Source organism: Hoeflea sp. AS16, from assembly GCF_038900095.1.
In the GTDB taxonomy this organism is placed as follows: Bacteria; Pseudomonadota; Alphaproteobacteria; order Rhizobiales; family Rhizobiaceae; genus Hoeflea.
This window is the reverse complement of sequence record NZ_JBBMQQ010000001.1, coordinates 372079-385729: the sequence shown is the minus strand read 5'-3', so window position 1 is coordinate 385729 and position 13651 is coordinate 372079. Positions and strand designations below refer to the sequence as shown.

Below are 13651 nucleotides of genomic sequence, written 5' to 3'. Positions count from 1 at the left end.
GTCTAATCCCCCGCCGCTCTGCCCTTGAGCGCGATGATGCCCTTGGGTCGGAACTGAATGAAAATGATGATGAAGATGATCATGTAGGTCTGTGCGGCAAGCGTGTTCGACGGATTGAAGAACTCGATCACCTTCTGCAGCGAGCCGATCATCCCGGCCCCCGCCAGCGTGCCCCAGATATTGCCAACACCGCCGACCACCACGGTCATGAAGCTTTGGACGATATAGCCCGAGCCAAGCTCGGAGGTGACCTTCGCAAACAGCCCGATGGCAACTCCGGCGATCCCGGCAATGCCGGAGCCGAGCCCGAAGGTCAGCATGTTGATCCGGTCCGGGTTGATCCCCATCGACGAGGCCATGCGCGGGTTCTGCGTCACCGCTCTCACTTCGAGCCCCAGCCGGGTCTTGTTCAGTACGAACAGCAGCAAGCCAAGGAAGGCGAGTGCAAGCACGAAGATCGCGATGCGGATATAGCTGATCGACACCACGTCATTGAGCACCCAGGCGCCATCAAGCCAGGACGGCGAGGTCAGCGGCCGCGCCTGCGTGCCAAAGATGTTCTTGGCGATCTGCTGCAGCGCGATGGAGATGCCGAAGGTCGCAAGCAGGGTTTCCAGCGGCCGGTGCGCCAGATGCCGGATCACCAGCCGTTCCAGCGCCACACCTGCCAGAAACGCCACCGCGAAAGCCAGCGGCAATGCCACAATGATAGAGACCGTGTAGTTGGGAATATACTGCTGCACGACGTAGCCGGTATAGGCACCGATCATGATGAACTCGCCATGCGCCATGTTGATCACCCCCATGACGCCAAAGGTGATGGCAAGCCCGATGGCCGCGAGAAAATAGATCGACGCCAGCGACAGCCCGTCCATGGCCAGATCGACAAATTGGTAGAAGCCGACCGTACCGTTGATATTGGCAAGCGTTTCCCGCGCAGCAGTTGTCAGAACCGGATCCGGTTCCGCGTAGACTTCCGCAAACACGTGATCTGCGACAGCCGAGCGCTGCTCATCCGCGCTCACCAGCGGCGGCACTGTTCCCGCACCAGCAAGCGCCACATAGGCCCGGTCGCGCGCGGTCTGCGTCACCAGCTCAGCCACAGGAATACCGGCAACCATTCCATTGCTGATATTGGCAATCAGCGCCTGTTTGCGCGCGTCCAGCGGAACGATGGGCCGCGCCTTGCCCGCATCGACCAGCAATTGATAGGCGGCGTCCATGTCGATGTCGCGGCCCGGCACAAGCAGCTTCGCCACGTTGACGCCTTCGGGCGCGGTGTCGAAAACCGCAACCGAAGTCGCGAGCAACGGATTGAGCGCGGCGCGCGCATCAACACCGGGATCACCGGCAAAACTCTTGATCGCGGCAACCCGCGTCGCCTGGTCGCTGCCGAACTTGATGGTCAGCAGTCGCTGCAGCCGTTGCTTGCGTGCCTTGATCGCGGGGACGGTTTCGGCTTCGATCGCAGCCCGAAGGATGCTCAAGTGAGATTGGTTGGCGTCACGCTCGAGCGCGGTCAACGCCTGCAGGCGCCGTTCCGGATCCGGGTCGGACAACTGGAATTGAACCAGGGCTGCGGCAATCACGCCGCGCACACCGCTGTTGGGCTTGAGGTTTTTCAGCTCGCTTTTGTCGGCCAACCCGGCTTCCGCACCGGTATCGACATCAATCAGCGTCAGCTTGCCGGCATCGGCCTTCTCGACGAAGAAGAAGCGCCCATCGGATTTGCGCTGCCAGAGATCCTTCTCGCGCCACTTCTCCAGAAACACCGCAACACCGGGCAACTGGCTCTCGACCAGAGCTTCCAGTACCGGCCCAATGGTCGTGCGTGAGGGCTTTTCGATCTTGGCCCGGTGTGTCTCGAGCAGGGAGTTGAGAGTGACGTCCTGCGCGTTGGCCGGCGCGAATGCGATCAGAGCGGCAAGAAAAAGCAGAATAATGCGGAGCATGGGAAACCAAGACCAGTTGAAAAGGTGGAAGGGGGCGCGAAGCCCCCTCCCCGTGTCACAGATCAATAGTTGGAATTGAGCTGCACGCAGGTCTTGGTGTCGGTGTTGTACATGCCGCACTTCAGATCGATCCAGTCCGATTCCAGCACCTTGGATTCGGGCAGGAAGTCGGTCCAGGCATCGCCGGGAACCGGCTCGGTCTGGCTGACGATGTCGAACTGGCCATCGGCCTGGATCTCGCCGATCAGAACCGGTTTGGTCAGGTGATGGTTGGGCAGCATTTCAGCGGTCGAGCCGGTCAGGTTCGGCACTTTCTGTCCAACCACGGCTTCCGAAACCATGTCCACATCGGTGGTGCCGGCAGCTTCGACCGCCTGAACCCACATATTGAAGCCGATATAGGTGGCTTCCATCGGGTCGTTGGTCACGCGGTCTTCGCCGGCAAACGCCTTCCATTCCTTGATGAACTCGGCATTGACCGGAGTGTCAGCGGATTCGAAGTAGTTCCAGGCTGCGAGGTGACCGACGAGGTTGGTGGTGTCGAGGCCCGAAAGTTCTTCCTCACCCACCGAGAAAGCCACGACAGGAATGTCGTCCGCCGAGATCCCGGCAGCAGCCAGTTCCTTGTAGAAGCCGATATTGGCGTCGCCATTGATGGTCGAGATCACGCCGACCTTCTTGCCGTCGGCGCCAAGGGCAACCACGTCAGCAACAATCTTGGACCAGTCGGAATGGCCGAAAGGCGTGTAGTTGACGAAAATGTCTTCAGCCGGAATGCCCTTGTCCTTGAGATACTGCTCGAGGATCTTGTTGGTCGTGCGCGGGTAGACATAGTCGGTACCCAGCAGCGCAAACTTTTCAACGCCGAGTTCTTCGAGGAAGTAGTCGGTCGCAGGAATCGCCTGTTGGTTGGGTGCGGCCCCCGTGTAGAACACGTTCTTGGAGGATTCTTCGCCCTCGTACTGAACCGGGTAGAACAGCAGGCCGTTCAGCTCTTCAATCACCGGCAGAACCGACTTGCGGCTAACCGAAGTCCAGCAGCCGAACATCACGTCAACCTTGTCGACTGTGAGAAGCTCGCGTGCCTTTTCGGCAAACAGCGGCCAGTCCGATGCCGGGTCGACAACGACAGCCTCGAGCTTCTTGCCCAGAACGCCGCCCTTGGCATTCTGCTGCTCGATCAGCATCAGCACGGTGTCTTTCAGCGTCGTTTCCGAGATCGCCATGGTACCCGAAAGCGAGTGCAACACACCGATCTTGATGGTGTCTTCTGCTGCATATGCCGAATGGGTCAAAATGGTTGAAGTAAGAAATGCTGCCGCCCCTGCGATCTTCATTTTAGTGGTAAAAGTCATGTCAGCCTCCGTGCTGTTCGTGTCCACGGAGGTCTTCAATGCAAACCCCTTGCCAGTTGCGACAAAGGGCGGTTTTCAAGGGTTTCGAAAGGCCTCGGCCTGGGATGCACGGACCGGGCGTCACAAAAAGCACACTTTTGCGCACAATATTTAGACAGTGACTAATTATTACGCAGACGATTGACGGTCTTCTGAAGCCTGCCCGCCATACAACAAGCCCCAGAAAAAACAGTTTCCCCAGGCAAGGCTTGCGTAACGATCATTTTTCGCCTCTTATCGAGTCAGGCGAGGCAACCGGCCTCATCAACAACGACAACAAGGAGTTCCGTGGAAATCATGAGCGCACCTCTTTTCTTGCTCGCCATGCTGGCAGCCTTGTTTACGTTTCTCTCGCCAGCGGCTGCTTCTACATGGCTCAAAACCGGCAAACAGACCACGCGGCCTTACGGTCATGTGGAATATTGTACGCGCAACGTTTCCGATTGCCGCGGACGCTCGGCATCCTCCTCGTTGCCGCCTGCCCGCACCAAGCTGCTCAATGGCGTCAACCGGGCCGTCAACCGCTCGATCAAGGCGGCCGCAGACCAAACCGCGTTTGGCCGCAAGGAATACTGGACAGCCAAGGCCCGGTCAGGCGATTGCGAGGATTTCGCACTCGCCAAACGCGCCAAGCTTTTGCGCATGGGCTTCAAGTCCTCGCAGTTGCTGTTGACCATGGGCTACAGCGGCAGCGAAGCACACACGGTGCTGGTGGTCAGAACCCGCGACGGAGATTATGTCCTCGACAATCTCAACAATGAAGTCGTGCCGGTCCAGTCCGCGCGCATGAGCTTCCGCAAGATCCAGTCGCCCCATCACGGCGGCAAATGGCTGAAGGTAACCGGCAAGACCGGCAGGGCGCCCTGATTTTCATCCTGCAGCAGCCATTGGCTGCACATTGCGAAGTTACAGGGCCGTTTGAAAAGACGGCCCTTCTGCTGTCGAAAGCCTTGCCGCCGCACCGATAGCCTGTGCTATGGCTTGGCATCGCCTCACCACAACAATCCGGGAACAGCCGGAGGACATAGCAATCGCCGGTTTCCGCTTCATTCATACCGCTGACATCCATCTTGATTCGCCGCTCAAGTCGCTGGCGCTGCGCAATCCGGAGCTTGCCGACCTCATCGGCGGGGCGACGCGGCAGGCGTTCAGCAACATCATCGATCTGTGCCTCGATGAGCGGGTCGATGCGTTGATCATCGCCGGCGATCTTTACGATGGCGACCAGACCTCGATGAAAACCGCCCGCTTCCTCGCAAGCGAGCTGAACCGTCTGGCCACTGCCGGCATCCGCACCTTCATCATCCGTGGCAATCACGACGCTCTATCCAAGGTCTCCAGGGAACTGGTTCTGCCCGGCGAGGTCAAACTGTTCGGCGGGCGTGCCGAGCATGTCCTGATCGAACGCGGACAGGGCGAGAAGCCGGTCGCCATACACGGGCTGAGCTTTGCCAATCCGACAGCGCCCGAAAGCCTGCTTCCGAAGTATGCCCGCGCCCTGCCCGATGCCATCAACATCGGGATCATGCACACAAGCCTGGGCGGCGCCCCCGGACACGACCCTTATGCGCCCTGCAGCCCTGTCGAACTGCAGGCCACCGATTATGACTATTGGGCGCTGGGCCACATCCACAAGCGCTCCGTCACCACCGGCTCGACCACGATTGTCATGCCTGGCATGCCGCAGGGCCGTGACATCAACGAGGACGGACCCAAGTCAGTCACATTGGTGTCCATCAGTGACGATGGATCCGTAGACCTCGATGAACGGCAGACCGCGCTCGCCGAATTTGCCCGCATCACCATTGACGCCACCGGCATCGGTGAATGGAGTGACCTGGCAACCGCGCTCACAGACGCGCTGAAACCGGCCCGCTCGAATTCATCCGCGCCTCAACTGGTAGTCAGGCTTTCATTTTCGGGCGAAACCCCGCTCGCCTGGCGCATGCGCCGTGATAGCGAGCTTCTCTTCGCCGAGACGGAAGAACGGGCCATGCAGATCGGCGCCGTCTGGATCGAAAAGCTCGAGATCAATTGCACACCGCCACGAACATCCGAAAGATCGGCGACCGATCCGCTGCACGAACTCAGATCGCTGATTGAAACCGCCATTCTCGAATCCGACGCGTACGAAGCCGCGGTGGCAAGCCTTGCCGATACGCTGCAGGCGCAATTGCCGACCGATCTCCGCGATCTATTCGGCATCGACGAGACCCAGACCCGGGCGCGGCGCATCGCGCTGGCCCGCGAGGGCGCCGATGACGTGCTCGCCCGGCTGCAATCGGGCCCCGCATCCGGAAACGGGACCGCCTGATGCGCCTCAATCGCCTTGACCTCACCCGCTACGGCAAGTTCACCGATCACAGCATCGACTTCGGTCCCCGCACCGCTGGCGGCTGCGACCTGCACATCGTCTACGGCCCGAATGAAGCCGGAAAGTCGACCCTGTTCAGCGCCTGGCTTGACCTGCTGTTCGGCATCGGCGCGCAGAGCAGCTACAATTTCCTCCATCCCTATCCGTCCATGCGCATCGGCGCCGCAATCGAAATTGACGGCAAGACGCAGGAATTCGTCCGCATCAAGCGGCAACACAACAGCCTGCTCGACAACCGCGATCAGCCCGTTTCCGACGGCGCCCTGTTGGCAGGTCTTGGCGGGCTTGACCGGGACAGCTACCAGACCATGTTTTCGCTGGATGATGAAAGCCTTGAGCAGGGTGGCGAAAGCATTCTCGCAAGCCGTGGCGATCTCGGCGAACTGCTGTTCTCGGCAAGTGCCGGACTCGGAGACCTCTCCCAGCGGCTTGTCGAAATCCGCAGCGAGACCGAGGAATTCTACAAGCCCCGGGCGCAAAAGCGCATCCTCGGCGAACTCAAGGCCGAGCTCGCGGAGCTGAAGGCCGAGCGAGACAGGATCGACACCCAGGCCAGCAAGTTCGCACAGCTGAGCAAGGAGCTTGAGGAGGCCAACACCCGCCACGAAGAGGCCGGCAAGAACCGGAAGCAGCTTCGCGTGCGGCTGGCGGCCATCGACCGGCTGCTGTCGGCGCGTCCGCGCCTTGCCGAACTTGACCGGATTCAGGCCGAGCTCGAACCGCTCTCCGGTCTGCCGGACGTTGCGCCCGAATGGCGCCAGCAGGTCAGAGATCTCGGTCAGGAAGAAGCTGCACTTGAGGCCGCCGGCGCGGCATTGGAAGCTGAAATCGAGCGCCTGACCACAGAGCGCGATGGGCTCAGTCTCGATGCCGGCATCCTGTCATTGCAGGACCGGCTGACTGAACTGGCCCGGCTGCGCACCCGGCATGATGCCGCCGGCGAGGATCTTCCAGAGCGGCGCGCGGCCCTGGCCCGCATCGATGCGCGGATCGAACAGTTTCTCGCCCGCCTCTCTCCCCCGCAGGACGCCAAGGCCGAAGACCTTCTGCTCGACACCTCCAGAACGGCAACCCTTCGCGACCTGATTGACGCCCGCGCGAACCTGGATGTCCGCCTGGCCACGGCGCGCAAGGAAGCCGCCGATGCAAAGGCAAGCCGCGACGAGGCCCGGGCGCAATTGCTTTCAGCGGGCGGCGAGGCCGCGCAGAGCGCCCCGGAACGCAGGCAAATCCAGATCGCGGCAGTCACCGAGGCCCTGGCCCTGCTGCGCAATGACAATCACGATTTGCGCCACCAGGCCGCAAGCCGTGCGGTAGCGGCCGCGCGCGACACATGCACAGCGCTCGGCCAGACGCTGGTTCCCTGGACAGGCGAGATCGCTGAACTCCGCGCCATGCTGCCCCCGTCCACGGAAACACTCGGCAGATGGAAATCGGAAATCGCGGAGCTGGAGCGCAAACGCATCTCGGCTGACGACAAGATTGCCACTCTGGGTCAGGCGCTCAAGCGCCTTGAAGCCGAGGCGGAAGCCCTCACCCACTCACGCGCCTTGCTGTCAAACGCGGAAACCGAAGCACTGCGCAACGCGCGCGACAAGGCCTGGGATGACCACAAGGCCTCTCTCGACCCCGAAACCGCAACACGCTTTGAAGCCGCCATGCAGGCCTATGATGAGGCCACCGACAAACGGGCCGCGCATCTGGCCGACGTTGCCAAGCTCAACGAGATCTCGGTGCAATTGGCGCTTGCCACGGCCGACCTTGACGGTGCCAAGGCGGCAAGATCAGGCATCGAGAAGGCAATGGCTGATCTGCGCAAGCAGATCGATGCGGCCATCACCCAGCTGTCACCCGCCCTGCCCGCCGGCATGACGCCCGAGGCACTGCAGGACTGGCTCGGCCGCAGGGACCAGGTGCTGGAGGCCGACGAGACGCTGCGCAGCCACCTTCGCGAGCTCGAAACCGCGGAGGAAGACCGGCGGACCGCCACGGCCCGGCTCCACCGGGTGCTGGCACCGCTTGATCCGGAGACATCGCCCGACGAGGATCTCGAGACACTCGCAAGCCGCGCGCAGCACCTCGTCAGCCGGGAGACCCGGCTCGATGCCTACCGCCAGACCTTGGCGGAACAGGACCGCCTGCTCGCCCGGCGCCAGCGCGATGTGGAGAGCGCCGAAGAGGAAGCAAAGGCCTGGATGCTGGCCTGGAAACAGGCCTGTGACGGCTGCTGGCTTGGACACGGCCCGCAGGCCCCGACGGCGGCACAGGTCCGCGAAGCCCTGCCTCTGCTCGGCGAGCTGGCAACCGCAATCCATGAGCGCGCCGGCCTCGCCGACCGTATTTCCAAGATGGAGCGGGATCAGGCCGGTTACGCCACGGCGCTTGAGGCAACCGCATCCGAGGCCGGGCTTGAGACCAAGGATGTGCCAGCCGCCACGATCGCCCGGCAGCTCTCGGACAGGCTGGAGACAGCCCAGAAGACCAGCGCCCGGCATCAGGATCTGACCCGGCAGATCGACGAAGCCCTCGCCCGCCAGCGCAGGCATCTGGAAAGTCACGCGGCCCATTCAGCCAGAAAGGCGCAGATGCTCGATGCTCTCGGCACGGACACGCTGACGGATGCGGCGCTGCGCATTGACCAGGCGCTGGAGCGCAGGCAGCTCGGCCAGCGGATCGCCCAGATCACCTCCGAGCTCTGCGAGACGCTGGGCGTTGCAACGCTTGAGCAAGCCCGGTCCCGGCTCGATGCCGCCGACACGGTGGAACTGAACGGGGAAAAGCAGGACCTCGAAGCCACGCTGGAAACCCTCGACGCAGAAATCCAGCACCTGTTTGCCGCCCGGACCCGCGCCGCCGACGCCATCAACGCGGTTGGCGGAGATGACGCGGTGGCCCGCATCGAGCAGAGCCGCAAGACCATCCTGCTTGCCATTGCCGAAGGCGCCGAGCGCTACCTCAGGCTCTCCGCCGGGGTGATCGCCATGGAACAGGCGCTCACCCTTTACCGCGAGCGTCACAGCTCCTCGATGATGCAGCGCGCGTCCGAAGCCATCCGCACCATCAGCCGCGGACGCTATACCGGCCTCGCCTCCCAGCCCGACAAGGGACGCGAGCTGCTGCTTGCCATCCAGAACGACGGAACCTCGAAACAGGCGTCGGAAATGTCCAAGGGCGCCCGTTTTCAGCTTTATCTTGCCTTACGCGTCGCAGGCTTCCACGAGTTCGCCGCAACCCGCCAGACCGTGCCCTTCATCGCCGACGACATCATGGAAACCTTCGATGATTTCCGCGCCGAGGAAACCTTCCGGCTGTTTGCCGGCATGGCCGATGTCGGCCAGGTGATCTATCTCACCCATCACCGCCACCTCTGCGACATCGCAAAATCGGTCTGTCCGGACGTCACCATTCACGAACTCACCACCTGATTGCGGCCCGTAAAGCCGTTTTCTCGCAGTTGCGAACAGGCGACGCTTGGCATCCGCGCTTTATCCCTGTATCGAAGCCGCACTCCCGCAAGCCCGTAACAGGGTCGAAATTCCAGCAACCGCAGACATGCCGGGCCAAAAGCGCACTCCGCCCTGGCCCGCGTTTGCAAGCATTGCAGTCTCGAAACATCCTTTCACCGGACAGGACGCCAATTCTCCATGATCTCGTTCAACAGCTATCTCTCGCAATGGACCGGCAACCTTCGTGGCGACATCCTCTCGGGCCTCGTCGTCGCCCTTGCCCTGATCCCTGAAGCCATCGCCTTCTCGATCATTGCCGGCGTGGACCCGAAAGTGGGGCTCTACGCCTCCTTCTCCATCGCCGTCATCACCGCGATTGTCGGCGGACGTCCGGGCATGATCTCGGCTGCGACGGCTGCGACCGCCGTGCTGATGGTGACCCTGGTCAAGGAACACGGGCTCGAGTATCTGCTTGCCGCCACCGTGCTGGCCGGCCTGATCCAGGTTGCCGCAGGCATTGCCAAGCTTGGCTACGTCATGCGCTTTGTCTCGAAATCGGTGATGACCGGCTTCGTCAACGCGCTGGCGATCCTGATCTTCATGGCGCAACTGCCCGAACTCATCGGCGTGCCCTGGCTGACCTATGTCATGGTCGCCGCCGGTCTTGGCATCATCTACCTGTTCCCGCTGATCACCAAGGCGGTGCCCTCGCCGCTGGTCACCATCATCGTGCTGACCGCCGTGACCATATTCTTCGGCTTCGACCTGCGCACCGTCGGCGACATGGGCGCGCTGCCCGACACCCTGCCGATCTTCCTGATCCCGGACATCCCGCTGACGCTGGAAACCCTGTGGATCATCCTGCCCTACTCGGTCGCGGTCGCGGCGGTGGGTCTGCTCGAATCGCTGATGACGCAGAACATCGTCGACGAACTCACCGACACCTCGTCCAACCGCAACATGGAATGCGTCGGCCAGGGCATCGCCAACACCGCCACCGGCTTCATCGGCGGCATGGCCGGTTGCGCCATGATCGGCCAGTCGATCATCAACGTCAAATCCGGTGGCCGCGGCCGCCTGTCGACCTTCGTCGCCGGCGCCATGCTGCTGTTCTTCATCGTCGTGCTCGGCGACTGGGTGGCCAAGATCCCGATGGCAGCCCTTGTCGCCATCATGATCATGGTCTCGATCGGCACCTTCTCCTGGTCCTCGATCAAGAACCTCAGAACCCACCCGCGCTCGTCCTCGGTGGTGATGCTGGCAACCGTGCTGTTTGTCGTCTTCACCCACAACCTCGCCATCGGCGTTCTGGTCGGGGTGCTGCTGTCGGGCCTGTTCTTCGCCTGGAAGATCGCGCAATTGTTCGGCGTCCGCTCGACACTGTCCGAGGATGGCAAGACCCGCACCTACATCGTTGAAGGCCAGTTGTTTTTCGCCTCCGCGGATGATTTCATGCAGAGCTTCGACTTCCGTGAACTTCTGGAAAAGGTCGTCATCGATGTGTCCCGCGCCCATATCTGGGATATCTCGAGTGTCGCGGCGCTGGACATGGCGGTGATGAAATTCCGCCGCGACGGCGCGACGGTGGAAATCATCGGCATGAACGAAGCATCGGAAACCATCGTCGACCGGCTTGCCATTCACGACAAGCCGGGCGCAATGGACCAGTTGTCGGCGCATTGAGGAGGAGCAGACCATGACCAACATCCTTTTGGCCCTAGTTGACGGGTCCACCTATTCGAAAAGCGTCTGCGACCATGCCGTCTGGGTGGCAGGCCGGATGGACGCCGGCATCGACCTGCTGCACGTGCTTGACCGCCATCCCGGCGCCGGCAACTCGGATCTCTCCGGATCGATTGCGCTCGGCGCCCGCACCGCGCTGCTGGAAGAACTCTCGACGCTCGACGAACAGCGCGCCAGGCTGCTGCAGCAGAAGGGCCGCGCCATTCTCGATGACGCCCGCGCCATCATCGAGGCCGCCGGCCAGAAGGTCGTCGGCGCCCATCTGCGCCAGGGCGAGATTGTCGAGACCGTGATCGAGCAGGAAGGCCCTGCCTCGATGATCATGGTGGGAAAACGCGGCGAAGAGGCCGATCTGGCCACCCTGCGGCTGGGCTCCCACCTCGAACGTTTCATCCGCGCCAGCCACAAGCCGGTCTTCGTCGCCTCGCGCGCCTTCAGGCCGATCGACACCGTCATCGTCGCCTATGACGGCGGCGCCTCGAGCCAGCGCGTGGTCGACCACATCGCCCGCAACAAGCTGTTTGCAGGCCTCAAGATCGACCTGGTCACCGTCGGACAGAAGAACCGCGACACCGAAAAGGCCCAGGAAGACGCCAGAGCCATCCTCACCGGCGCAGGCCTGGAGGTCGAAACCACCATCCTGTCCGGCCAGCCCGACGAAGTGCTCGGCAAGCGTGTCGAAGAAAACGGGGCCTGCCTCGTCGCCATGGGCGCCTACGGCCACTCCCGCATCCGCGCCTTCGTCATCGGCTCGACCACGAGTGAGATGCTCAGGAGCTGCAAGGCACCGGTGCTGTTGATGCGGTGAAGGGGGGCTGAAGGCAGGGAGCCCACTTGGCTGAAATTATGTGCTAACGCAGCTGTTTAGCAGGTTTTTTCGGCGAAATAGACCCAAGCATTCGCTTGGCCATCAACGGAGATACTTTGCTGCTCAGCCTCTGGAGTTCGTCTCTGTGGCAATGTCTAAGACGCCTGCCGCTTCCGCAGGGACAAAGTTGGTGCCCCTTTATTTGGCTAAGTGACAGAAGGTTAAGATACGCAACGATGATCTTGGCATCCTGAGGGACTTCGAGCAAGTCACTATAAGCCTCCACCACTCCGAGCATTCCATGTGATCTTTCACCGAAGGGCCACATACCGTTGGCTTCAAAGTATGTCTGACTGATAAAATAATCTTGCATTGGCCCCGTTAAGAAAGTCTCGAACCGGTGGTCGGGGGCTGTCAAAAGCCATTCTTCCCAGACGCCCAAGCAACAAGACCCTTCTTCCGGGAAGACATGACGATTAACGGTCCGGGGAATGCGACCACCTTGCTCGAATACCACGGGGTTCTCAGTTGGAAAGCCGGCCGTAATCAGCACCTTAACTTGGTAGGCGTCGAATGGACCTTCAGGTCCAGAAACGACGAATAGCCCCTCGAGGACGATAAAGGTGTCAGTGCTCGAAACAGCCAACTCCGGCTGGTGGATGTCCACCGCCTGCTGGACATCAGTGAGCAGCGTATCCGGGATCGTCACTTCGACCAAGGTTTGCCGCCACTCCCGCTTTCATTTCGAGCTCTCACAGCTGCTTCCATCCGAGACTGCTTCTCGCTCTCTGAGAGAGCCGCCGCAGCCTCCGAGGCTAGGAACGGCGCTGCCAGTCCCGTCGAGCCTAGTGCGCTCTTTTTCTCGAGCGGTAATGCGGCGCTGTTAGCCGAGTCTTTGGTCACTTCTTCGAAGAAATTGTGACGAAAGACGGTATTCCAAGCTTTATTGGCAACCGCATTGGTCACGTTATCGGCGTCGAGTTTGTCAAGCTCCTTAACAGACTCCTTCGCCTGATCGACCAACCTGCCGATCCGGTCGATATCCTTTTCGTCGGAGACTTGAATACCATTGGCGTAAACCGGCGAGTGCTTGGACCGGATGGACAGTGCCCGAAGCGTTTCCCGAAATGCCTTGTCGTCGCGGCTTTCCACAGAGTGGTAGGCTTCAATAAAAAGTGCGGTGGCAACAAGACCCCCTGGAAACTTCCGGTTTAACCGGCTGGAATGCGTCTTCGAAAAAAACTTTCCCAAACGAATGACCCGGCGAAGTTGATAGCTGCCCGACGTTTCTGGACTCTTCGCCGACACCGTCGTATCTATCCACTTGTTCATGGCGGCAGGGTCGGAGCTGACCCATTCGTCGCCAGAGGAAATCTCGTAATTCCACCCATCTTCAGTCTGAATACGTCGGAATACGGGAAAGTCGCACTGATATCCGTCCGCATACACAACCCGCACGCACTTCTTCTTTGTTTCCGGATCGTTTTTGAGGTTCGTTGCTTTTCGGGCGACGGCATCCCTGACCCAGTTGCGCGTCGTCCTAGGGCCAACAGCGTCGGCCTCCTCGAAGACAACCCCGAGGTCGATGTCATAACGGCTCTCTTGGTCGCTCTCCGGCGGTTGCGTCATGGTCTTTTGCGCGTACCCGCCTTGATTTATAGTCTCTGCCACTGAGGGTTTGTCGGCCTCATCCAGCCCCTTCTCAATCCGCTCAAGGTTGGTTTCCCGTCGACGTCGCATGTCAGCTCGCTGACCGTTCGTCAGCCTGACGTGGTCTTGGTGAAACTTAGATATTCGGTTGGAAAAATCATACATCTTGCGCCCTCACTCTTCCTGGCGCTTATATGTGGTGTGCCCGACTCAACGATTCAAGGGCAAAACCCCGCAGCCACATCGGAGAACGTATCGTGTACGCATTATTGCCTTGGAAATGG

Annotated in this window: 9 protein-coding genes; 5 read left to right on the top strand and 4 right to left on the bottom strand. The window is 61.0% G+C overall.

Translation table 11 applies throughout. The features are described from left to right. Window positions 1-2: 2 nt before the first annotated feature. Together urtB and urtA are read right to left on the bottom strand one after the other, a co-directional pair. Entirely contained in the window at window positions 3-1952 is a 1950-nt protein-coding gene (urtB, locus tag WNY80_RS01780; protein ID WP_342885621.1) for an urea ABC transporter permease subunit UrtB, read from the bottom strand. Between the two features lie 62 nt (window positions 1953-2014). Beyond that, complete coding sequence (gene urtA / locus WNY80_RS01775; RefSeq protein WP_342886287.1) at window positions 2015-3289, bottom strand: urea ABC transporter substrate-binding protein; 1275 nt, start codon at window positions 3287-3289, stop codon at window positions 2015-2017. Window positions 3290-3643: 354 nt separating this feature from the next. Here urtA and WNY80_RS01770 point away from each other — a divergent pair, with 354 nt between their 5' ends. The 5 genes from WNY80_RS01770 to WNY80_RS01750 all read left to right on the top strand — a co-directional run bounded on the left by WNY80_RS01770 (window position 3644) and on the right by WNY80_RS01750 (window position 11717). Further along, complete coding sequence (locus WNY80_RS01770; RefSeq protein ID WP_342885620.1) at window positions 3644-4213, top strand: transglutaminase-like cysteine peptidase; 570 nt, start codon at window positions 3644-3646, stop codon at window positions 4211-4213. A 109-nt stretch (window positions 4214-4322) separates the two neighbouring features. Continuing rightward, on the top strand, window positions 4323-5660 hold the full coding sequence (locus WNY80_RS01765; protein WP_342885619.1) for a DNA repair exonuclease: 1338 nt from the start codon (window positions 4323-4325) through the stop codon (window positions 5658-5660). After that, window positions 5660-9145 (top strand): AAA family ATPase, encoded by a 3486-nt coding sequence (locus WNY80_RS01760; protein WP_342885618.1) that lies wholly within the window; start codon window positions 5660-5662, stop codon window positions 9143-9145. Before WNY80_RS01765 ends, WNY80_RS01760 begins: the two co-directional genes overlap by 1 nt. 219 nt (window positions 9146-9364) lie before the next feature. Then, window positions 9365-10849, top strand: coding sequence for a SulP family inorganic anion transporter (locus WNY80_RS01755; RefSeq protein WP_342885617.1), 1485 nt, complete (start codon window positions 9365-9367; stop codon window positions 10847-10849). Between the two features lie 13 nt (window positions 10850-10862). Next, window positions 10863-11717 carry a universal stress protein gene (locus WNY80_RS01750; protein WP_342885616.1) on the top strand — a complete coding sequence of 285 codons (855 nt, stop codon included), beginning with the start codon at window positions 10863-10865 and terminating at the stop codon, window positions 11715-11717. A 43-nt stretch (window positions 11718-11760) separates the two neighbouring features. On the opposite strand, the gene WNY80_RS01745 is transcribed toward WNY80_RS01750, so the two are convergent. Both WNY80_RS01745 and WNY80_RS01740 read right to left on the bottom strand, forming a co-directional pair. Continuing rightward, on the bottom strand, window positions 11761-12426 hold the full coding sequence (locus tag WNY80_RS01745; RefSeq protein WP_342886286.1) for an SEC-C domain-containing protein: 666 nt from the start codon (window positions 12424-12426) through the stop codon (window positions 11761-11763). Beyond that, window positions 12423-13532, bottom strand: coding sequence for a cyclic GMP-AMP synthase DncV-like nucleotidyltransferase (locus tag WNY80_RS01740; protein ID WP_342885615.1), 1110 nt, complete (start codon window positions 13530-13532; stop codon window positions 12423-12425). Before WNY80_RS01740 ends, WNY80_RS01745 begins: the two co-directional genes overlap by 4 nt. Window positions 13533-13651 lie beyond the last annotated feature (119 nt).